The organism is Jeotgalicoccus marinus DSM 19772 (assembly GCF_000425825.1).
In the GTDB taxonomy this organism is placed as follows: Bacteria; Bacillota; Bacilli; order Staphylococcales; family Salinicoccaceae; genus Jeotgalicoccus; species Jeotgalicoccus marinus.
This window is the reverse complement of record NZ_AUEE01000008.1, coordinates 71,887-94,531: the sequence shown is the minus strand read 5'-3', so window position 1 is coordinate 94,531 and position 22,645 is coordinate 71,887. Positions and strand designations below refer to the sequence as shown.

The 22,645-nt window shown below is 38.4% G+C and carries 25 protein-coding genes; 1 reads left to right on the top strand and 24 read right to left on the bottom strand.

All coding sequences use genetic code 11. The annotated features are described in order from the left end of the window. Nucleotides 1-2: 2 nt before the first annotated feature. The 17 genes from purN to H624_RS0106035 all read right to left on the bottom strand — a co-directional run bounded on the left by purN (nucleotide 3) and on the right by H624_RS0106035 (nucleotide 15,329). Nucleotides 3-572 (bottom strand): phosphoribosylglycinamide formyltransferase, encoded by a 570-nt coding sequence (gene purN, locus H624_RS0106115; protein ID WP_026866800.1) that lies wholly within the window; start codon nucleotides 570-572, stop codon nucleotides 3-5. Further along, entirely contained in the window at nucleotides 565-1,584 is a 1,020-nt protein-coding gene (purM, locus tag H624_RS0106110; RefSeq protein WP_026866799.1) for a phosphoribosylformylglycinamidine cyclo-ligase, read from the bottom strand. Before purM ends, purN begins: the two co-directional genes overlap by 8 nt. A gap of 2 nt (nucleotides 1,585-1,586) precedes the next feature. After that, on the bottom strand, nucleotides 1,587-3,005 hold the full coding sequence (gene purF / locus H624_RS0106105; RefSeq protein WP_026866798.1) for an amidophosphoribosyltransferase: 1,419 nt from the start codon (nucleotides 3,003-3,005) through the stop codon (nucleotides 1,587-1,589). Next, entirely contained in the window at nucleotides 2,984-5,161 is a 2,178-nt protein-coding gene (gene purL, locus H624_RS0106100; RefSeq protein WP_035856246.1) for a phosphoribosylformylglycinamidine synthase subunit PurL, read from the bottom strand. The genes purF and purL overlap by 22 nt, the downstream gene beginning before the upstream one ends. Nucleotide 5,162: 1 nt before the next feature. Then, a complete protein-coding gene (gene purQ, locus H624_RS0106095) occupies nucleotides 5,163-5,825 on the bottom strand; it encodes a phosphoribosylformylglycinamidine synthase subunit PurQ (protein ID WP_026866796.1) in 663 nt (220 codons plus the stop codon). Further along, the gene (purS, locus tag H624_RS0106090) at nucleotides 5,826-6,083 is read right to left on the bottom strand and encodes a phosphoribosylformylglycinamidine synthase subunit PurS (RefSeq protein WP_026866795.1); all 258 of its coding nucleotides are present in this window, start codon (nucleotides 6,081-6,083) and stop codon (nucleotides 5,826-5,828) included. It lies immediately after the preceding gene. Further along, nucleotides 6,070-6,786 carry a phosphoribosylaminoimidazolesuccinocarboxamide synthase gene (gene purC / locus H624_RS0106085; protein WP_026866794.1) on the bottom strand — a complete coding sequence of 239 codons (717 nt, stop codon included), beginning with the start codon at nucleotides 6,784-6,786 and terminating at the stop codon, nucleotides 6,070-6,072. Before purC ends, purS begins: the two co-directional genes overlap by 14 nt. Before the next feature lie 4 nt (nucleotides 6,787-6,790). Beyond that, on the bottom strand, nucleotides 6,791-7,912 hold the full coding sequence (purK, locus tag H624_RS0106080; RefSeq protein WP_026866793.1) for a 5-(carboxyamino)imidazole ribonucleotide synthase: 1,122 nt from the start codon (nucleotides 7,910-7,912) through the stop codon (nucleotides 6,791-6,793). After that, nucleotides 7,899-8,381 carry a 5-(carboxyamino)imidazole ribonucleotide mutase gene (gene purE, locus H624_RS0106075; RefSeq protein ID WP_026866792.1) on the bottom strand — a complete coding sequence of 161 codons (483 nt, stop codon included), beginning with the start codon at nucleotides 8,379-8,381 and terminating at the stop codon, nucleotides 7,899-7,901. The genes purK and purE overlap by 14 nt, the downstream gene beginning before the upstream one ends. 223 nt (nucleotides 8,382-8,604) lie before the next feature. Beyond that, nucleotides 8,605-9,372 (bottom strand): putative hydro-lyase, encoded by a 768-nt coding sequence (locus H624_RS0106070; protein ID WP_026866791.1) that lies wholly within the window; start codon nucleotides 9,370-9,372, stop codon nucleotides 8,605-8,607. Between the two features lie 8 nt (nucleotides 9,373-9,380). Then, nucleotides 9,381-10,592, bottom strand: a complete 1,212-nt coding sequence (locus H624_RS0106065) for an NRAMP family divalent metal transporter (RefSeq protein ID WP_026866790.1) — start codon at nucleotides 10,590-10,592, stop codon at nucleotides 9,381-9,383. 14 nt (nucleotides 10,593-10,606) lie between these two features. Continuing rightward, nucleotides 10,607-11,371 carry a LamB/YcsF family protein gene (locus H624_RS0106060; RefSeq protein ID WP_035856243.1) on the bottom strand — a complete coding sequence of 255 codons (765 nt, stop codon included), beginning with the start codon at nucleotides 11,369-11,371 and terminating at the stop codon, nucleotides 10,607-10,609. An 11-nt stretch (nucleotides 11,372-11,382) separates the two neighbouring features. Further along, nucleotides 11,383-12,729: an acetyl-CoA carboxylase biotin carboxylase subunit gene (locus H624_RS0106055; RefSeq protein ID WP_026866788.1), complete on the bottom strand. Its 1,347-nt coding sequence runs from the start codon at nucleotides 12,727-12,729 to the stop codon at nucleotides 11,383-11,385. A 3-nt stretch (nucleotides 12,730-12,732) separates the two neighbouring features. After that, on the bottom strand, nucleotides 12,733-13,161 hold the full coding sequence (locus tag H624_RS0106050) for an acetyl-CoA carboxylase biotin carboxyl carrier protein (RefSeq protein ID WP_026866787.1): 429 nt from the start codon (nucleotides 13,159-13,161) through the stop codon (nucleotides 12,733-12,735). A 3-nt stretch (nucleotides 13,162-13,164) separates the two neighbouring features. Next, nucleotides 13,165-14,205, bottom strand: a complete 1,041-nt coding sequence (locus tag H624_RS0106045) for a 5-oxoprolinase subunit C family protein (protein ID WP_156889152.1) — start codon at nucleotides 14,203-14,205, stop codon at nucleotides 13,165-13,167. Next, nucleotides 14,150-14,878 carry a 5-oxoprolinase subunit PxpB gene (gene pxpB / locus H624_RS0106040; RefSeq protein WP_026866785.1) on the bottom strand — a complete coding sequence of 243 codons (729 nt, stop codon included), beginning with the start codon at nucleotides 14,876-14,878 and terminating at the stop codon, nucleotides 14,150-14,152. The genes H624_RS0106045 and pxpB overlap by 56 nt, the downstream gene beginning before the upstream one ends. Nucleotides 14,879-14,885: 7 nt before the next feature. Then, entirely contained in the window at nucleotides 14,886-15,329 is a 444-nt protein-coding gene (locus H624_RS0106035; protein WP_211220890.1) for a hypothetical protein, read from the bottom strand. Nucleotides 15,330-15,463: 134 nt separating this feature from the next. On the opposite strand from H624_RS0106035, the gene H624_RS0106030 reads away from it, so the two are divergent. Next, nucleotides 15,464-15,892: an N-acetyltransferase gene (locus H624_RS0106030; RefSeq protein ID WP_026866783.1), complete on the top strand. Its 429-nt coding sequence runs from the start codon at nucleotides 15,464-15,466 to the stop codon at nucleotides 15,890-15,892. Nucleotides 15,893-15,961: 69 nt separating this feature from the next. On the opposite strand, the gene H624_RS0106025 is transcribed toward H624_RS0106030, so the two are convergent. The 7 genes from H624_RS0106025 to H624_RS0105995 form a co-directional block, all read right to left on the bottom strand. Beyond that, nucleotides 15,962-16,855 carry a YitT family protein gene (locus tag H624_RS0106025; protein WP_084145747.1) on the bottom strand — a complete coding sequence of 298 codons (894 nt, stop codon included), beginning with the start codon at nucleotides 16,853-16,855 and terminating at the stop codon, nucleotides 15,962-15,964. A 100-nt stretch (nucleotides 16,856-16,955) separates the two neighbouring features. Then, a complete protein-coding gene (locus H624_RS0106020) occupies nucleotides 16,956-18,182 on the bottom strand; it encodes a metal-dependent hydrolase family protein (RefSeq protein ID WP_026866781.1) in 1,227 nt (408 codons plus the stop codon). A 16-nt stretch (nucleotides 18,183-18,198) separates the two neighbouring features. Next, nucleotides 18,199-19,350 (bottom strand): hypothetical protein, encoded by a 1,152-nt coding sequence (locus H624_RS0106015; RefSeq protein ID WP_026866780.1) that lies wholly within the window; start codon nucleotides 19,348-19,350, stop codon nucleotides 18,199-18,201. A gap of 154 nt (nucleotides 19,351-19,504) precedes the next feature. After that, nucleotides 19,505-20,332: a MetQ/NlpA family ABC transporter substrate-binding protein gene (locus H624_RS0106010; RefSeq protein WP_026866779.1), complete on the bottom strand. Its 828-nt coding sequence runs from the start codon at nucleotides 20,330-20,332 to the stop codon at nucleotides 19,505-19,507. 1 nt (nucleotide 20,333) lies between these two features. After that, entirely contained in the window at nucleotides 20,334-21,167 is an 834-nt protein-coding gene (locus H624_RS0106005; RefSeq protein ID WP_026866778.1) for a MetQ/NlpA family ABC transporter substrate-binding protein, read from the bottom strand. 13 nt (nucleotides 21,168-21,180) lie between these two features. Next, on the bottom strand, nucleotides 21,181-21,867 hold the full coding sequence (locus H624_RS0106000; protein ID WP_026866777.1) for a methionine ABC transporter permease: 687 nt from the start codon (nucleotides 21,865-21,867) through the stop codon (nucleotides 21,181-21,183). Beyond that, nucleotides 21,860-22,597, bottom strand: a complete 738-nt coding sequence (locus H624_RS0105995; RefSeq protein ID WP_026866776.1) for a methionine ABC transporter ATP-binding protein — start codon at nucleotides 22,595-22,597, stop codon at nucleotides 21,860-21,862. Before H624_RS0105995 ends, H624_RS0106000 begins: the two co-directional genes overlap by 8 nt. Nucleotides 22,598-22,645 lie beyond the last annotated feature (48 nt).

The following is a 22,645-nucleotide window of genomic DNA, read 5'->3' as shown; positions in this document are numbered from 1 at the left end:
TCTTAAACGTCTCCTTTAAATAACTTTTTTAAAGTACTCGGATACAAGTCGTATTCAAGCAGATGTATTTTTTCTTCAAATATATCTAAACTGTCATTATCATCTATAATTATTGGCTCTTGAGCAATAATCTCACCAGTATCGACGCCACTATCTACATAATGAATCGTCACACCACTTACTTTCACTCCATAATTATAGGCATCATGAATTGCATTAGCACCCTTGAAAGCCGGCAGTAATGATGGATGAATATTGATTATTTTTCTATCATATTGTTCAACAAATGCTTCCGATAAAATTCTCATGAAACCGGCTAAAATTAAATAATCTGGTTCTTCAACAGTTATGGTTCCTTTTATTTTGTCCTCAAATTCTTCTTTTGATTGGTAGTCTTTTCTATTAATCACATGATATGGAACGTTTAGAAGTTTCGCTCTTTCAATCGCATAAGCATTAGCTTGATCAACAATTAGGCTTGAGACTTCCATGCCAATATCTTTTGATTTCAGGACAAGATTCTCAAAATTTGAACCGCCACCAGAGGCAAATATTACGACGCTTTTAGTCATTGATGACAAGTCCTTCTTGAGACGTAATTTCACCAATCATAGTCGCTTCATAATTTACTTCTTTTAATAAGCTAAGTGTCTCATCAACATCATCTTTATCCACAATCATAATAAAGCCAATGCCCATATTAAATACATTATATGCTTCCTTCTTATCTAAACCAGATATTTCAATTAACCAAGAGATAATTTTTGGTGTTTGAATATCTTTTGTATTAATATCAACACCTAGATGGTCTGGGATTGCTCTTGGGATATTTTCATAGAAGCCGCCACCAGTGATATGGCTCATTGCTTTAATGTTAATTTTATCCTTAACTTTTTTGACTGCTTTCGTGTAAATTCTTGTTGGCTCAATTAATAGGTCCAGCAGCTTATCTCCATCAAGTTCATCATTAACATCAATATTATGATCTACTAAAATCTTTCTGACTAAACTGTAGCCATTCGAATGAATACCGCTTGAAGTTAAACCAATAACCTTATCGCCACTTTTAACAGTCGAACCATCAATATACTGCTCTTTTTCAACAGCACCAACGGCAAAGCCAGCTAAATCATACTCTCCTTTTGCATACATTTCACCCATTTCAGCGGTTTCCCCACCAATCAAGGCGCAATCTGATTGTTTACAGCCTTCTGAAATCCCCTTTACAACTTCAGCAACATGTTCCGGAACCACCTTATTGACGGCAATATAGTCTAGAAAGTAAAGTGGTTCTGCACCAGTCGTAATAATATCGTTGACACACATGGCCACGGCATCTATTCCTATCGTGTCATGACGATTATGATCGATCGCAAGCTTTAATTTCGTGCCTACTCCATCTGTACCTGAAACCAAGACAGGCTGTTGTAAATTCAACGTCGACAAATCAAAGACAGCACCAAAGCCACCGATTCCACCAATGACTTCGGGTCTTAGTGTCTTTCTAACATGTCTTTTCATTTGTTCAACCGCTTCATAACCAGCTTCAATATCTACACCAGCATTTTTATATTGTTTCGACATGATTAAACCCCTTTCTTTTTAGCATCTTTTTCTTGAGGCATTAAACCATCTAAGTTTTCAATCGGGTATTGTCCTGTAAAACAAGCATCACATTGTCCTCTAGATCCGAATTTATAATAGACCTCGTGCATTTTATCGACAGATAAGTAGGTCAGTGAATCAGCACCAATTTCTTCACATACTTCAGTTGTTGACTTCGATGAAGCAATTATTTCCGCATGTGTAGAGACATCAATACCGTAAAAACAAGGATTCTTTAATGGTGGTGATGACACACCCATATGCACCTCTTTTGCACCAGCATCTTTTAAAGCCTTCACAATATACTTACTCGTTGTACCCCGGACAATGGAATCATCGATAACAATGACACGTTTCCCTTCCACAATATCCCTCACTGGTGAAAGCTTCATTCTGACCGCTCGTTCTCGAGCCTCTTGACCTGATGCAATAAAAGTACGACCAACATAACGATTCTTCAAGAGTCCCTGCTCACTCGGTATAGCACTGTAATCACTGAATCCTTTTGCAGCGGCCAAGCTTGAGTCCGGCACACCGATGACGATATCGGCATCCACTGTCATCTCTTTTGCTAAGGCTTCACCGAGTGCTTTACGAATTGTATAGGTTGACGTGCCTCTAAACTCAGAATCTGCACGGGCAAAATAAATATATTCCATGGAACATAAATTCGGATTTTCGTAATCTGAATAACGATCAAAGTCGATGCCCTTATCATTAATAGTAATCAGTTCACCAGGCTCGATATCTCTGATGTAAGTTGCCCCGATTGCACTAAAGGCACAGGTCTCACTCGCAACACAGTATGCCCCGTCGACCTCACCTAACATCAGCGGTCTCACCCCGTGATCATCTAAGGCAACTGTGAGTTCATCCTCATGTAAAATCACGTAGGCAAAGGCCCCTTTTAATTGCTGTAATGCTGTCTTAATTCTCGCCTTTCTAGAAGGACCTTTAGCACGTCTTAAGAGATGGGCGAAAACTTCAGAATCTGAAGATGTCTGAAAGATTGCCCCTTCGTCTTCTAATGCTTTTCTTAGTTGAATAGCATTCACTAGATTTCCGTTATGTGCAAGCCCGAGATCCCCGATATGACTTTTAAAAAGAAAGGGTTGGACGTTGGAAAGTTCACTACCCCCTGTTGTTGCGTAACGGACGTGACCAATAGCACAAGGAAAGTTTCTTAAAGATTCTAATTGGGTCTTAGACAAGGCTTCAGTTAAGAGGCCCATGCCACGAGCACCAAATAGATATTCTTTATTTGAAGCAACGATTCCTGCCCCTTCTTGCCCACGATGCTGAAGACTGTGTAAGGCAATATAAGTCAATTCCGTTGCTTCTTTATGGCCCCAAATTCCAAAAACTCCACATTCTTCATTTAGTCCACGGAGTTCATACATGTCGGGATTGCCCCTTCCCATTCAGCTTTTATTTCTTTTACTTTTTTCTTTATTTCAAAATCTTGTGCGGTAACTTTAAATGTTTCACCCACTAGCCTACCGATTTCAACAGCATCTTCTATATCTAGACCACCTTTAGCAACAACCAGGTAGTTTGATCCACCTTCACTAAAAAGTAAGTCTGGAGGAATATCCATATTCACATCTACACCAAGTTGATAAAAACTTGAAAGTTGTGCGATTTTAGTAATCAAGCCGCCTCGGCCGAGTGGTGCAATTTTGTTTATTTCACCTTTTACAAGTTTTTCTTTTAGGTACATTCCTCTTTTATATTCCACACCTAAATCAATATATCTTGTAGTTTTACGAATTGTATTCTCTAATATTTTTTCTATTTGGCTTCCTGCAAAAGAAGGAGTGAGTTCTCCAACAAGATAAAGCACATCTCCTTCACTCACTTTTAAATCTTTCATGAAGTTTACATCTTCTATTAAGCCGACCATTCCAACCACTGGTGTTGGTAAAATCGATCCTTGGCTATTCTCGTTATAGAGGCTAACATTTCCTGATACAACAGGCGTTGATAATGCTTTACAAGCCTCTGCCATACCTTTGGTTGATTCACTTAATTGATTGTAGATTAATGGTTTGACAGGTGAACCGTAGTTCAGACAATCCGTCATCGCAAGTGGTGTTGCACCAGTAGCTATAATATTTCTAAAGGTTTGTGCGACGACTTCCTTACCACCGTTGTAAGGGTCGCTATAAACATAGCGGCTCTTTCCATCGATTGCCATAGAGATTGCTTTGTTGGTCCCTTCAACACGGACTACCCCAGGTCCGAAGCCAGATTGTTGTACCGTATTCGCACCTACTTGACTGTCGTACTGATCAAAGATAAACGACTTATCGCCGTGAGTTGGATGGCTAATCAACTTCATAAATACATCTTCTAGATCTTCATTTGAGTAGTCTTCACGCGCTTCATCCTGTTCACTTTCTTGACCTTCTAAAATATACTCTGGTGCTTCTTCTGAAAGTGGTAAGACTGGAATGTCCGCGTAGAGTTCATCAAGAAAGTAAAGTAGTAAACGTTTTGAATCCGTCACTTCCCCTATAACAGCTGAGTCTAGCTCATGTTCATCAAACAATTTAAGGAACTTATCTTCTGAACCATCTTCCACAACAAGAAGCATTCGTTCTTGAGTTTCTGAAAGCATCATTTCGTATGGTGAAATACCTGCTTCACGAACAGGGACCCTATCTAAATATAGCGTCATGCCTGATTGACCTTTAGCGGCCATTTCAGAGCTTGAAGAAGTTAATCCTGCTGCACCCATATCTTGAATACCGACGAGTTCTGGCATTTCAATTGCAGCTAATGTTGCTTCCATTAACTTCTTCCCTGTAAATGGATCACCAATTTGAACAGATGGTCGTTTTGCATCCGCTTCTTCATCTAGTTCTTCAGATGCAAATGTCGCACCGTGAATGCCATCGCGTCCTGTCTTTAGTCCAACATAGATGACTTTATTTCCCTTGCCTGTTGCAGTGCCTTTTTGGATTTTATCGTGTTCAATAATACCGACACACATAGCGTTCACAAGTGGATTGCCGTCATATGACGGATCGAATTCAACCTCCCCTGAAACTGTCGGAATCCCAATGCAGTTACCGTAACCTCCAATTCCTTTAACGACACCTCTTAATAGACGGCGATTATTGGCTTTAGTTAGTTCACCGAATCTAAGTGAATTCAATAGCCCAATCGGACGTGCACCGATGGATACGATGTCACGAATGATACCACCGACACCCGTAGCAGCCCCTTGATAAGGCTCAACAGCTGATGGGTGATTGTGTGATTCTACTTTAAATACGACAGCTTGGTTGTCACCGATATCGACAACTCCTGCACCCTCACCAGGCCCCATTAAAACGTGTTCGCCTGTTGTTGGGAACTGTTTTAAAAATGGTTTCGAATGCTTATAAGAGCAATGTTCACTCCACATGACAGAAAAAATTCCGATTTCAGTATAGTTAGGCTCTCTCGATAAAATTTCAACAACTTTCTTGTATTCATCATCAGTCAGACCCATTTCCTGATACAGTTTTTGTTCTCTGATATCCTTACTAGTCGGCTCAATAAATCTCATCTTAATTGCCCTCCCAATTTGTTAGACTCTCAAAAACTCTAAAACCATCTTTACTACCGAGTAAAAGATCAATGGCACGTTCTGGGTGCGGCATCATACCACACACATTTCCATCTTCATTAACAAGGCCAGCAATGTCGTTTCTTGAGCCATTCGGGTTGTCATTGTAAGTTAAGATAATTTGCTTATTTTTAACGAGTTGATCGTATATGTCATCTGAGCAATAGTAGTGGCCTTCACCATGTGCGATTGGAAAGATAACATCTTCTCCATCGTTATAAAGTTCTGTATATTTCGTTTGATTGTTAACGATTTTTAAAGATTCATTTCTAGAGACAAAACTATGGTTGTCGTTATGTATAAGTGCACCGGGTAAAAGCCCAATCTCAGTTAAAATTTGGAAGCCATTACAGATGCCAAGAACAGGCTTACCTCTTGCAGCTAGTTTTTTAATCTCAACAGTCACTGGGGCCACACTTGCCATAGCTCCAGACCGTAAGTAATCCCCAAATGAAAATCCACCAGGTATTAAAACGCCATCATAGTTAGTTAAATCAGTTTCTCTATAATCCACGTAATCTGCTTTAGCACCACTTTTTACAACGGCATTGTATAAATCACGGTCACAGTTTGACCCTGGAAAACGAATAACTGCAAACTTCATTTATACTGTCTCCTCGTCTAAGATTTTATATTCGTAAGTTTCAATGACTGTATTGGTAAATAATTTTTCAGAGAGTTGACGGACGATCTCTTCAATCTTCTTATGATCAGTTTCATCAATATCAAAGTACAATACTTTACCTACTCTAATATTCTCAACCTGACCCGTACCGAGTTCCTTAACCGCTCTATCTAAAGCTTCGCCTTGAGTATCTAACACTTGGGGTTGTAAAGTTATAATAAGTTCAATTTTTTTCATTTTTAATTTCCTCCAACTTGTTATAAAAAATATTATATGTCTCAATTAATGATCCGGTATTATTTCTGTAAACATCCTTATCTAAGTTTTTATTAGTGGTTTTATCCCATAATCTACAGGTGTCTGGTGAAATCTCGTCCGCTAATAGAATGTTACCTTGGTCGTCTCGACCGAACTCAATTTTAAAATCGACAAGCTTTAAATTCATTTCATCCATAAGATGTGTCAGTGCTGAATTAATTTTAAGTGCTTGATTCTTCAGTTCTGATAATTCATCTGATGTCGCAATTTTAAGATGATGAATATGATCTTCTGTAACGAGTGGATCTTTTAAATCGTCTTCTTTTAAGTAAAACTCAACTAGAGGTGTGTCAAAAACATGACCTTCTTTAAATCCCAGTCTTTTAACAATATTGCCAGCAGCAATATTTCTAACAACGACTTCTAGTGGAATAATCGTGACCTTTTTTACAAGCTGACTAGTTTCTCCAGTCTCTTCTATAAAATGAGATTTAATATCGTGTGCTTTCAGATGTTTGAAAATACTGGCTGAAATTAAGTTATTTAAGCGCCCTTTACCTGGTACAAAGTCATGTTTTTCGCCATTACCCGCTGTAACCTCATCTTTATACTCTATTAAAAGAACTTCCGACTCAGCTGTTGTGTATACTGATTTTGCCTTACCTTCATACAATAACGACATATTTTCACTCCTTTTCAAAGTCTGTTTTTAAAGTCTTAAGTGATGCTTCGATATCGTTTGTTAATAGAGTGACATGTCCCATTTTACGAGCTGGCAGACTTTTACTTTTTCCGTACAAATGAACATTCCAATGTGGATAATAAAATAAATCACCTTCTAAGCGATCTAAATCTTGACCAAGTAAGTTCATCATAATTGCATCTTGATGCTGATAAACTTCAGGCATCGGTGCACCAGTAATGGCTAAGATATGGGCATCAAATTGTGAGATATTACAAGATTCAATTGAATGATGTCCAGAATTATGTGGTCTTGGCGCAATTTCATTGACATAAAGTTCACCGTCTTTAGAAATGAAATACTCAATCGTAAAGACACCAACAAAATGGAGATGTGTCATTATTTTTTCCGCTTCGCTTTTAGCCTGTTCAAAGTAATCAAATCTAGACGGTGCAATGGTTCTGTACAAAATTTGATCTCTATGTAAATTCTCCTGCAGTGGGAAATAGATACATTTGGAGTCTGTATTTCTTGCGATGGTGAGCGAGACTTCCGCTTCTAGGTCAATGTATTTCTCTGCAATAAAATCAACTTGGTCAAAAGGAATCTCTTCACTTTCTAAGGCTGCTTGACTGTTTAAGTAATACTGACCTTTACCGTCGTAACCGCCCGTTTTTGTTTTAACGATTAAGGGATAGCCATGTGTATTTGCAAAAGCTTCAATTTCCGATTTACTCTGAACATTTTCAAAAGGTACAACCTTAGCACCCGTTGCTTTAATAGCATCTTTTTCAGAACTTCTATTCTGAAGCGTGAGCACTGTTTCAGCACCTTGTGGAACATAAAAGTTATCTGTTAGTGAGTGAAGAATATGAGCATCAATATTTTCAAATTCATAAGTCACCACATCAGACAAACTCGCTAATTTTTCCATCGCTTCTTGATCACTAAAATCTGCCTGTATAAAGGTGTGGCATGTTGAGCTTGCAGGGGCATCTGGAGAGGGATCTAGAACAATTACCTTATAGCCCATTCTTAAAGCACTTTGTGCAAGCATCTTACCAAGTTGACCGCCACCTATAATACCGATGGAGCTGCCAGGATATAGACGTTTACTTAAGGTCATTTTGCATAGCCTCCACTTTTTCTTCCAAGGATTTTTGATAAGCTTCTAACTTTTCGTATATTTCTTTAGAATTTACAGCTAAAATTCGTGCAGCAAGAATCGCAGCATTTTTAGCCCCCGCATCACCAATCGCTTGTGTGGCAACAGGTATGCCCGCCGGCATCTGCACTATAGATAATAGAGAATCCATACCGCTTAGTGCCTTAGATTGAATAGGCACCCCGATTACAGGCACGTGAGTCGAAGATGCAACCATGCCAGGAAGATGTGCAGCACCCCCAGCACCCGCAATGATGATATCAATACCATTAGACTTTGCTTCCTTAGCATAATCCAACATCATTTCTGGAGTACGATGCGCGCTAACTACTTTCTTCTCATACTTAATTCCAAAGTAATCAAGCAAGTCAGCACTATGTTTCATCGTTTCCCAGTCTGATGAACTTCCCATAATTATTCCGACAGTCATTTCAATAACACTCCTAATTTAACGAACATTGTTTATATTTATAATTATAATGTGCGTATTTTAAATGTCAACAATTGATTATTTTATTTTAATGTACGTTTTTTAAGTAATTTTTACTGAGATTGCTGCTATGATGAGCTTAGTTTATTTTTGAAGCCCATCCATTCAAAACAAAAAAAGACTCAAAAACCTCGATTAAGAGATTCTTGAGTCTATATGAAACTTAGTTTTTGTATTCTTCATTATTAATATCTGTAATGAACATGTGACCTGGTGCATGTGAAATCAAAATCTCAGGTTTTGCATTTAACACCACATTCTGAGGTGTCACACCACACGCCCAAAATACGGGCACTTCGTTTTCGGCAATATCAATCGGATCACCGTAGTCAGGCTGATTGATATCTTTAATACCAATCATTTCTGGATCTCCTGCATGTACGGGTCCGCCGTGCATGCTAGGGAATTCGTTCGTGATTCTGATGACATCATCTACGACTGACTGTTTAAATGGTCTCATAGATACCACTGTTTCCCCGTGGAAAATTCCAGCAGGTTCTGTATTTATATTTGTCTTATACATAGCAACGTTAACACCTTGGTCTATATGTTTAATCGGAATACCTTCATCTAAAATTGCCTGTTCGAAAGTAAAACTACAACCGATCAAAAAAGTGACAAGATCATCTGACCAGTAAGGTCTAATATCATCTACTGTATCTACAAGCTCACCGTCTCTATAAATATTATAGAGCGGGACATCTGTTCGAATGTCTGAGTTTTTAGCGTAGCGACTGACAAACTCACCTGCTTCTAACACTTCAATAATCGGTACAGGTTTATGGTTTCTCATAGCAAATAAGAGAAAATCAAAGGGATATTTTTTAGGTAAGATAGCCAAGTTTGCTTGGACTTTATCACCAGAAATTCCTGAAGTCGGCCCTGTATGTTCACCAGTTCTAATACGCTGTCTAATTTCTTCTGTATTCATTTAATCACCTATCTATTCCAAAGATCCGCGAGTCCTTGTAGCGACATAAATCCTGCAATCAAGGTTACAATGACTGCAATGATACCGAATATGATCATCCAAGTCGGGTGATGATAGTTACCGACAATGCTCTTCTTACGTGAAGCCAATAGAATCGCACCCAGTGTTATTGGTAAAATTAAACCGTTAAATGAACCTGCAAGAATAAGTAATGTGACTGGTCTTCCAACGAATAGGAAAATAAGTGTCGATGTAAGGATGAAGACCACAATTACAATATTATTATACTTATCGAAAACCTTATTAAACGAGCGCATGAAGCTTGCACTTGTATAAGCCGCTCCAATAACTGAAGATAATGCTGCTGCTAGGAGCACAACACCAAAGATCTTCATACCGATATCACCTAAAGCAAATTGGAAAACGGATGCTGGAGGGTTTTCAGAATCTAATACTGCACCTTGAGCTAAGACACCAAGTACTGCTAAGAATAACAGCACGCGCATTAAACCTGTTGTTAAAATACCCCAGTTTGCTGCGTGACTCACAAAGCGTAGGTTTCTCTCACCAGTCATTCCCGCTTCGATTAAACGGTGGGCACCAGCGAAAGTGATATAACCACCAACTGTTCCCCCAACCAGCGTGATAATTGGTAAGAGCATCGCAATAGGCTCTTCTGGTAAAATTACGCGTTTCGCTGCTTCTGCAACAGGCGGTTCTGAAATAATCATGACGTAGGCAATGATACCTATCATGAGCACCCCGAGTATTTGTGTCACGATATCCATGACCGCACGTCCATTTTTTACTAAGAAAATAATAATTGCAAAAATACCTGTAATTGCTGCTCCAATTCTAACATCCCATCCAAAAATGGCATTAAAACCGAGCCCTGCACCCGCGACGTTACCAATATTAAATGCTAAGCCACCGATAACAATTAATACGGCAACAACCGAACCAAGTCCTGGTAATACCTCATTGGCGACATCTTGTCCACGTTTTCCACTAACTGATAAAACTCTCCAAATATTTAACTGTGCACCAATATCAATCACAATTGACGCAACAATTGCAAATGCGAAACTTGCCATAAATTGTTGGGTAAACACTGTTGTTTGCGTTAAAAATGCAGGCCCAATTGATGATGTTGCCATCAAGAACACTGCACCAAATAATAACCTGCGCTGAGCAGCAGTTATCTTAGGTTTATTCTCCATAATTTCACCTCTTCTTACATCGTATCGATAGTAACACCTTTCTCCTGTAATTGTTTTCTTATCTCTTTAACAAATTCTAATGCTTTGGCACCATCACCATGGACACAGATACTATCTGCTTTAATATCTATGTCTTTGCCATTGATGCTTTCAACCTTACCTTCAGTAATCATGCGTAGCACCCTAGAGACTGCGCTTTCACTATCTGTAATCATTGCACCTTCTTTTGAACGTGACACTAATGTACCGTCATCCTTGTAGGCTCTGTCTGCAAATACCTCATGCACAACATTTAAACCAAGCTTTTCTCCACTTTTCACTAGGTTATTATTCGCTAAGCCCATTAATTTTAAATTAGGATTAAAGTCATTAACTGCACCAGCAATCACATCAGCGAGGTGTGCATCTGTAAACGTTGCATTGTAAAGCGCGCCGTGAGGTTTCACATGATTTAGTTCCATGCCATAAGTCTTCGCTAAACCATCCAGTGCAGATAATTGATAAAGTACCAAGGCATGCACTTCATCGTCAGATAATTTCATAAATCGACGACCAAAGCCCATCAAATCTAAATAACCAGGATGGGCTCCAATTCCAGTTGTCCCAGATTCTTTAATGCGTTTAATTGTCTCAATCATCACACTCGGATCTCCTGCATGAAAGCCACAAGCGACGTTAGCAGATGAAATCAAAGGAATAATTTCAGCGTCATTGCCGATCTTGTAATTACCATAACTTTCACCTAAATCAGCATTTAAATCTATTGTTAACTCAGACATGTGAATCCTCCTTAATCAATGATGTTCTCCTTATGAATAAATTTAATATCGTAGTCGTTGGCATGCACTTTCGGATGTCCAGCCAAGAAATACTGTAAATTCAAATTTGTTTTAATTGGTTCAATTACTGTTTCACCTAAGACTAACTTCAACTTATCTAGAGCATCAGTACGATTATTTGCAGTTACAATTATTTTTGCAATCATCGAATCGTAAAAAGGTGGAATCACATAACCCGAATAGATGTGACTGTCCACTCTGACATTCCGACCCATGCCATAGTGAAGTTTTTCGATTTTACCAGGCGAAGGCAAGAAATTGTTAGCCGGGTCTTCTGCATTAATTCGTGCTTCAATAGCGTGACCAGACAACTGCACTTCATCTTGAGTAAAACCAATTTCTCCATCGAATGCCACGTTAATCTGTGACTTAATGATATCGATGCCTGTCACCGCTTCAGATACGGTATGTTCCACTTGAACTCTCGTATTCATCTCAATGAAGTAAAAACGCTTCTCTTCTGGTACATATAAGTATTCAATCGTTCCAGCTCCACGGTATTTCAGTTTTGCGATTGCTTGACGTGTAGTTTCCGTAATGTCAGCTCGCTCTTTTTCACTTAATATTGTCGCTGGCGCCTCTTCTAGAAGCTTCTGATTATTTCTTTGAATCGAGCAATCTCTTTCAAATAAATGCACCGCTTCACCTTTACCATCACCGATAACCTGAATTTCAATGTGTCTCGCTTTTGGAATATATTTTTCAACATATAACCGGTCATCATTAAAAGAACTTTTAGCTTCCTTCTTCGCTTGATTGTACAATTTATCGACATCATCATCATTAAAAGCAAAACGCATGCCTTTACCGCCACCGCCGGATACGGCCTTGATTACAATTGGGTATGTCACTTCGTTAGCAATAGCTTTTACCGACTCAATCGAATCTACGACACCCTCACTACCCGGTATGACAGGCACTCCAGCCTCATCCATTGTCTGACGAGCCATCGCCTTATCACCCATTTTTTCCATCGTCGACGCATCAGGCCCAATGAAAATGAACCCCGCTTCCTCAGCACGTTTTGCGAATTCAGGTGTTTCCGATAAAAACCCGTAACCAGGATGAATCGCATCTGATTCACTGACCGTCGCAGCTTGTAAAATACGGTCAATGTTCAAGTAGCTATCAGCACTCTTTGGTCCACCGATGCAATATGCTTCGTCTGCCAAGGCAACATGCAAGCTATCTCGGTCACCGTCTGAGTAAATCGCGACACTCTTAATATTCATTTCTTTTAAAGTTCTTATAATACGAACTGCAATTTCTCCGCGGTTAGCAATTAACACTTTTCTCATAACTCATGCTCCTTCTGGACGTAAGCGAATCAACACATCACCAAATTCAACAGTATCTCCATTGGATACTAAAATTTCTTCAACGGTACCAGCAACATCACTTTTCACGTCATTAAATACTTTCATTGCTTCTATAAAGCCAACTTGATCACCTTTTTGTACTGTATCACCAACAGCAACAAATGTTTCCTCGCTGTTCTCATCTTTGTTAATGAAAAATGTGCCAAGTTGCGACGCTTTGATTTCTAGTAAATCAGAACTTTCTTCATTTGCACTCGTGTCAGTTGAAGCAGATGTGCTAGTTGCACTAACCACACCATTACTCATATTTCTTTCTAGATGAATAGAAGTACTTTCATCTGAAAAACTTAAAACTGATAAATCTTCCTCTTTTAAGAGTTTCACTAATTTCTTTATATCTTTATAATTCATGACTTATCCTCCAATTAATTTCGACACGCTATTGGCATCTGTTCTTCTTACTGCTTCAAAATCTTTTGATGGTACTAAATCGACCTTGTTTTGTAACTGCTCTAAACTTTCCTTGTAGAGCGCACTTGCACTTTCGATGCTAATCTCTTTAAAACGAATTTTATCCCCAGGTTGCTTCTGAGCAATTTTGGGTAGATCGACTTTAGCAACGGTGGCAATTTTAGTGTATCCACCTGCTGTTTGTCTGTCTGCTAGAAGAATGATCGGCTGTCCATTTTTAGGGATTTGAATGCTACCAAATTGGGTCGGTGCACTTAAAATATCGTGCCCATTATCCGATTTGATAGCTGGACCTTCTAACCTCGCACCCATACGGTCCGTATCTTTAGAAACCGTATACTCAGATGACTTAAACAAATTTTGGTATTCGGTATTAAAGCGTTCACTTTCTTGGCCGAGTATGACACGTATTTCTTCAACTTCATGCGTCTCTATTGCTTCATCTACTTCTAACAAAGGAATGTCAGCATGACCGCCAATAGTTTTTAGGATATCACCTGATTGAAGGACTCGTCCCTTGTATCCACCAATTCCACTTCTCGTATGTGTCGCATAACTACCAAGTTCACTAGGTAAATCTAATCCACCTGTAAAAGCGACATAAGTTCTAACGCCACTTTCCACACTACCAAAAACGACTTGGTCTCCTTTATCCAAGTCGATAATCGTACCAATTCTGTACGGCTGATTATTTACTGTTAGGTTCATCGAGGCGCCGGCAGTTGCGATTGTTGTTTTCTTAAGTACAGTAAATTGTATACCTTGGAAAGTCATCTCTATAGTCGCTTTTGTAAAATCGTTACCAACTAAAGCATTTGCTAGACAGTAACTTCTATAATCCATAGCGCCTGCTGGAGAAAAACCATAAGACTCATAGCCTCTTCTACCTAAATCTTGCACTGTTGTAAACAGTCCTGGCTCAGTAATCTTAATCGTCATTTGCTTCACCTCTGTCGATAACTTTAACTTCGTACGCCCCATCATAATAGGCCTGTTCTAACCGATAATATTCGTCTTCATCAATCGCCTTATAGACAATACGATCCCCTGCTTCATACAATATAGCGTGATCTCGGTTTTTATCGTAGAGGGGAATTGGGGTACGTCCCAATAAGTTCCAGCCTCCTGGTGAAGTAAATGGATACATTCCTGTCTGTTGCCCACCAATACCAACAGAACCTGCTGGAATACGTGTTCTAGGTGAATCCAATCGATCTTTATAAAGCCTTTTGTCTAGGCCACCTAAATAAGGAAAGCCCGGCATAAAACCGAGCATATATACTAAATACTCTTTGTTGCTATGTAGTTCTATGACGTCAGTTTCAGACAATCCAGATTTTTCAAATTTTTTGATATCAGGACCAAATTTACCGCCATAACACACAGGTATCTCAACGACCTTATAACTTGATGGTGTGGTCGATAATTCTTCTTGCTTCATTTCTTCTAAGGCTGATTTCATCGCCTTAACATCCGCTCGTAAAACATCAAAATAAATAATTAAACTGGTATAGGATATAACAATATCCAGAACCCCTTCAAAATCTAGCTCAACAAATTTTTCTTTTAGCTGCACAAGCTGAGTATTGATGGTCTCGTCAATATCTTGACCAAACGTAACTGTTAAAGCATCCTCTGCATACTGCTGAACTCTCATAGTACAATTATTCCCCCGCTTCTAAACGTCCTACAATGTCATTGAATTGTTTCTTAACTCTAGGAATCTTTAAGGCATAAAGTGCAAAACTTACTGGAGAATCCGTAATAAGTTTCGTCGAAATGGTTAACTCAGAGCGACCTTCAACCGGTACAATATTAACCATTGTCCATAATCTACCCGCTGGGACGTATGATTCAAACTCAAGTCGACGATTATCTGTGTAAAATATTACTTCTGTATTAATATTAGCCTCATTGTATACTAATATTCCCTCTGTTCCGACTGATCTTTGATTTGTAACGTCTGAATTATAAGTAATTGCTGTTAGTTTTTGTACTCTGTCAATGATTTCTTGATCGTCTTTTAGAACGCTAAACACGTACTCTGGAGATTGTTCAATCTCTTTATGGTAAAAATACAACTGTAGCTGAAGTTCCAAATCGCTCACCTTTTTCTGAATAATTTAATTTTTCTTTTAAATGTAACCGCATACAGTTATGATTATAAACAACCAGCTGATTTCTTTCAATATTAGAACATTCTCAAATCAGCTGTATTATTGATAATTTAGAGGTGAAGAATATGGATACGATATCAACTGATAAACTGATCACACTAGATGATGTTAGGGAACTGTACACTTCTGGTGGTGGTGATTTATATAGTGATTATAATAAACTCAGAGCAGACATTATAAACTCAGATTTTGTCATTACACTACGACAAAAAGGTAAACTTGTTGCCCTTATGAGGTCGAATGGCGATGGTACAAATAATCAATACATATCCGAAATCATTCTCCATGCCGCATTACCTAACCAGGGATTTGGTTCAAAGCTAATTGATAAATATTTAGAATGTACCCATGAAGTCAGTAAGATTTATATACTTTCCCACGTTTACTATCGCACAACGTTTTCGAAAACTTGGCTACAGTATAAAGGCTTCAGCATCATTGCTGAAAATGAGAACGTCATTGTCTATTTGTACGATCGTCATTTAAAGTACTAAATGACATAAAAATCGTCCGCAAACGTTTGCGGACGATTTTTTATACATTTATTTTAAAATAATATGCGTCTAAATTAAGTAGTTACCTAATACACTGTTTACATCATGCACCACAACGAAGGCTTGATCATCATTCGCTTTAATTAGACGTTTTAGTCTATTGAGCTGTGATTTGTTGATGACTACAAACAGAATGTCTTTATCTTCTTTAGAATAGTATCCACGACCATCTAAAATCGTCACTCCACGGTTGATTTTTGTATTGATTAAGTTCGCCACAACATCCGGTTTTTGAGAAATAATCGTAACTGCTTTTTTCGGATTCATACCTTCTATAATGAAGTCCATCACTTTTGTTGCTACATATAAAGCGATTACTGTTAACAAGACTTGCTCAATGCTCATCACAGTTAAACCAATCGTGATAACAATTAAATCAAAGAACAGTAAGGCATAAGATACGTTGACATCTAAAAACTTATTCGCCATCTTGGCTAAGATTGTCGTACCTGCCGTTGTAGACCCGACACGAATAATCAACCCAATTCCTGTCCCTATAAAGAGCCCACCAAAGACAGTATTGATCAGTATTTCATCAGTTTGAATTTGCCAGGTTTCTGTTATCCAAAGTGCGAGGGAGGTCATTGGTATGGTAAAAATCGTGTAATACATGGCACGTTTACCTAAAAACTTAAAACCAATAATCAAAATCACAAAGTTCATAATTAAGTTTGTTAGGGCTGTCGGTAGACCAAATGCGTAGTATAAAATAATAGAAATACCAATAAATCCACCTTCACCTAAATTACCGGCAATCATAAAACTATTTACACCTATGGAAAATAAAAACGAACCGACAATAATGGTTAATACATTAATTAAAGTTTGCACGGTGAACTTTGAATTCAAAGATAAACGAATTTTTTCAAACTGAATATTTTTCAAAGTGTTTCTAAGTTTCATACCTTCTCCCCCTTCTGCTACTATACTTTTACTATGTTATAGCAACTCACCCGACTTTTCAACGCAACAAAAAAGCCGCCAAGGGCGGCTATTTGAATCTTTATACAATTTTTTTAAGGATTTTCCCATCCTTGGCAACAACTTTAATTCGGTCATTATCTTTAAGAAGTCCAATATCTTCAAGTGGATTACCGTCTGTCAGAATAAAGTCAGCAATGTATCCTTCTTGAACAAGTCCAAGATTTTCTATTTCCATACATTCTGCTGCATTTTTTGTCGAAATAACAATTGCGTCCATCGGAGTGGCTCCAGCTTCAACCATCAGCTCAAGCTCTCTTAAGTTCGTACCATGTTTGAACACACCTGCGTCTGTACCCATAGCAATATTCACCCCTGCATCATAAGCTTTTTTAAAGCTTGCTCTATGGGCATCCATTACTTCCTTAGACTTTTTAAGTCCAACTTCTGAAATACCTAACTCATCTGCGAACTCAATAACTGATACTGGTGCAAGTAATGTTGGTACGAGATACGTGCCTTTTTCTTTCATCTTTTCAATCACTTCATCATCTAAATAAATACCATGTTCAATAGAATGAATACCTGCTTCAACACAGTTTTTAATTCCTTCTAAACCTTGAGCATGCGCCATAACTTTGACACCATTTCTAAACTTTGCTTCTTCAACAATGACCTTTAGTTCTTCTAGAGAATACTGAGTAAATTTAGGGTGATCTGTTGGACTTGATACGCCTCCAGTTGCCATGACTTTGATGACATCTGCTCCAGCTCTTAGCATTTCTCTTGTACGTTTTCTTACTTCTTCCACTCCATCTGCAATACCGTCCGGCATACCTTCATAAGGTCTTACCAAACTTAAATCAATACCAGAATAGTTTAATCCATCACCATGACCACCTGTAATAGATAAGGCATTAATAGACACTTGCATGCGTGGCCCACGAACCAGCCCATCATTGATTGCTTGTTTAAAACCAAGCGGACTGCCTAGGGCGTCTCTAACTGTTGTCACTCCCGCATCAATTGTTCTTTCAGCATATTGTATCGCTTCATAGAAACTATAAGAAAATGGTGTAGCGACACGTTCTGCTAATGGTTTAAATTCAGTAGATAAATGCACATGAGCATCGATCATTCCAGGCAACATATACTTTCCTTGACCGTCGATAAGCGTCGCATCAGTTTCTGTGTATTCTTTTGTAATGTGTGTGAATTTCCCATCTTCTATCACAACGTTTACGTTTTTTTGTACATCTGAACCCGATCCATCAATTAGATTAATATTTTTTACGATAGTTTTTGACATTAATAAAATCTCCTTTTTATAGCATTCCCATTACAAATGTTGCAATAACAACAGATGCGATGGTGACCGTGACAAACCCACCGATTAACATTGGGGTTACAATTTCCGAAAACACGCGTTGTTGATCCACTGTGTTATCTGTAGTACTTCTAGACACTTCTTCACAAATGATATAGTCTCCAGGAAATCCAACAAGAGCTGTTAAAGCAACAGGCATACCCTTAAATGGGTGCCAACCAACAGCCTTAGATGCAATAAATCCACCAAGCGCAAGTCCACCGACACCGGTTACTAAGATTAATAATACGGGTGGTATATTATTTACGACATCTTGTGGTGTGATTCCACCCATTGTACCAATTACCACAAAAATCAGAGCAACCATCATGAAACTAAATGAATTTGATTTTTGTAGGACAGCTTGTGGAAATAACTTTGCATTCAACATCAATATACCAAAGATTAAACTGAACAAGGTGTAATGAATACCTGTGTATTCACTTAATATTGTTGCAATCGCAGCTAAGAGGAATATTGTGAATAAAAGAATGATATTGTTCTTAAAGATATTAAATCTTACAGGCTGATCTTCTTCTTCAAGACTATCTATTTCAGCTTTTGTTGCTGTTGTATTTTTAACAAAATTTCCAGCATAACGTTTTAAAAAGAACGAAATTAATGGCATACCAATTGGAGTTTGTATGGCTGCAATTAAGACAGGAATAACAATGATAGCCGTCATGCCAATTTCATTAAGTTTTTCTGTTGTAATTAGGAGTGCAACCACCCCACCTGAAATCGGCCCAATACCACTCGCCGCTGTTTCAAAGTCAAATACTAAAGGTACGATAGTCAAAACGAGTATGAGCGCACCCAGTACACCACTTATGGAGATTACAACCGCTCGCCATTGCTTTTTTAAAGTACTGATTGGCATTAAAGTTCCCATATGTATAATTAATGGCCCAATTAAAATGGCACCTAGTGCTGGTAATGTTGAAAGTTCTAAAATATTTTCAGGAAAAACACCTATCCATGTTAATACTAAATAACCGACCATGGCTGTCATTAACATCGGTATTCTTGCTCTAGTGTAAATTGAAATTAATTCACCGACTGCAAGTAGTGCAAACAACATAACAGTGGCAACTATAGGCTGTTCAATCATAAAATATCCTCCAAGCTTGAGTAGTAGCTTATTGTTCGAATTATACGACAATTCAAATAATATGCAATATGATTACGTTTTCATTGGAAAAATACTCTTAAAATGAAAAAAAGCACCTTGGCAAGGGAGGTTGAGCCAAGGTGCTGCTATTAAATTATTCTGCAGGTTGTCCCGGTTCAAAGGCCGGATCTAGATGTGCTTTATCTTCTAGTTCTTTTAAAAATTCATAGACTTCTGGCGACGTAAACGCCTTGTTTAAAGCTTGAATTTTATCAGAATCTAACTGCCCTTCTCTGACAACGACTTGACTTGCATATGTGTTATCACTATCTTCTTCTAAGAAAACCGCATCATCAGGCGTTAGGCCAAGCGGCTCAATATAGGCGGGATAAGAAAATACAAGTGGTACGCCGTCTTCATAGGATTCTTTGAGGTTGAGTACTTCAACTTGTGTAAATTCCAGTTCATAAGGGTTCTCAACTACATCTTCAACTGTTGCCTCTAATCCTGCTTCTTCATCAAGTTTGATTAGGTCTTGATCTGCCAACATTAATAGTGCTCGTGTGGCATTGGTTGGGTCACTTGGGATCGCAACCTCGTCACCTTCCTGAACTTCTTCAACTGACTCATAGACAGGTGAATAGAAGCCAACAATTGCATTGTAAATTTCTTCAGTAGCGACTAAGTCTGCCCCATTCTCTCTATTGAACTGTTCCATATATAGTTCATGTTGAGCAAAACTCGCATCCGCTTCATCATTAAACACTGCCTCATTAAACTGAATATTATCCGCAACTTCCATTAACTCAATTGTGTAAGGTTCTTCTACAGCTTCGGCTGCAACTTCAACAATATCTGTCATAGGAGGTGTTTGGGAAGCAACTACAATATGCGTGTCTTCGGTGTCCGCCGTGTCCTCATCATTGCCACAGCCTGCTATTAAGAACATAGATGATAAGAACATTATAGAGAGTTTCTTCACTTTACTCGTCTCCTTCAAATGCCGGTTCTAGGTGAGCCTTATCTTTTAAATCATCTAAGAAATCATAGACTTCTTGTGAAGTGAATGCTTCATTTAAGGCTTTAATCTTTTCTGAATCCGCTTGACCTTCACGTGCAACGACTTGGATTGCAAATGTATTGTCACTGTCATCTTCTAATAACACTGCATCCTCAGGTGTAAGACCCAGTGGCTCTATGTATGTCGGATAGTTAAATACGAGTGGAATACCGTCTTCATATGACGCGGATAAGTTTAACAAATCAACATGAGTAAATTTTAAATTCTTCGGGTTTTCTGTAATATCATCAACTGTCGCTTCAAAATCCACCCCATCTTCTAAGGTGATTAATCCCTCACTGTCTAAGATCATCAAAGCTCTCGCTTCATTTGTTGGATCACTCGGAATCGCTACTTCATCGCCTGCTTTCACTTCATCAATGGAACTGTATACAGGTGAGTAAAATCCAACAATCGCGTTGTATATTTCCTCCATCGCAACTAAGTCTGCATCGTTTTCATTGTTAAACTGTTCCATAAAAGGTTTGTGCTGTGCAAAACTCGCATCCGCTTCATCATTAAACACTGCTTCGTTATACTGTATGTTATCTGATACTTCCATCAACTCAACTGTATACGGTTCTTCAATGACATCAGCAACAATCTCTACAACATCTGTCATCGGTGGTGTCTGTGATGCAACAACAATATGTGTATCTTCCGCTTCTGATGTTTCTTTCGCTGTTTCTTCATCACTACATGCACTCAAGACCAGCAAGGTTGATGCGAAAACTGTAAACCACTTTAACTTCTTCATTTACAAAACCCCTTTATCTTTTATCTAATTTTTTAGCAAGTTTAAGACCTAACCACTGCGCAATTTGTACAAATATAATAATTATAACAATGGCTGTATACATAATATCTGTTTCATAACGCTGATATCCATAACGTATTGCAAAGTCTCCAATACCTCCACCACCGACAACACCCATGATTGTCGAATAAGAGATAAAACTCACAAATGCTGTGGTAAATCCTACAACGAGTGAACTTCTCGCTTCTACAAACAGAAATCTGTAGACTAGTTGAGGTATCGACGCACCCATAGCTTCTGCAGTTTCAAGCACACCTTTAGGGACGTCTAATAAGGACTGCTGAACAAACCTTGCGTATAAGGCAATTGCCACCACCATTAACGGAAATGACGCTGCAACAGGATCTCCAGTCGCCCTACCATAGACTTCTCTTATGAGTGGTTGCATGGCGATGACCAATAAGAGAAACGGAAATGAACGAATGATATTCACCAGTGCATTGGTGACCCAATAAATCACCTTATTTTCTAAGGGTTGTTTCTCATCTGTTAGAAACAACAAAGTACCCAAAGGTAAGCCGAGCAAAATTGCAGCGATCATTGCAAAAGCCATCATAATCCCTGTTTCATTTAAACTAGTAATCATATTAGGGAAATACTCAACAACACGCTCAAAATACAAGATGAATGCATCAACCATGGCTGAGCACCTCCAAAATTCTGTCGTAGTATGACAGTTTTGAAACAGTATGTTTTGATGATTCAATGTCCAGTGTGTTTAGTACTTTTCCATCTTCTAGGACAACTGTACGATCACAAAGCTGTTTAATGACATTTAATTCATGTGTAACTATAACTATTGTCATGCCATAGACCTTGTGCGCTTGTTTTAAAACCTCCACAATTTCATCTGTGGTCTTATCATCTAAGGCACTAGTCGGTTCATCGCATAGTAAAAGTTTTGGTTTGGTAATTAATGCTCTCGCTATACCAACTCTTTGTTTTTGTCCCCCTGATAACTGTCCAGGGTAGTTATCTTTCTTGTCTAGTAAGCCTGTAAACTTCAATACCTCTTCGACATCTAGAGCATCTTTATATGTATGTAACTTGAGTGGTAATGTGATGTTTTCTAGTACTGTCTTATTGTTTAATAGATTAAATTGCTGAAAGACCATACTGATGTCTTTTTTATACATACGAAGCTGCTCGCCCTTTAATTTTGATGGATTTTCCCCCTGAACTGTTACAGTCCCATCGTCAGGTGTCTCTAGCGCATTAATCATTCTAAGTAGCGTCGATTTACCTGAACCACTCGCGCCAATAATGCCAAACTTTTCTTGCTCATTTATGGAAATAGAAACATCCTCCAAGGCCTTGAACATACCATTTTGGCCATGAAATGACTTAGTAATATTGTGTAATTCAATCATCTTTACACTCCTTGATAAACTAGCGATACGAACTGTTATAATATAAGT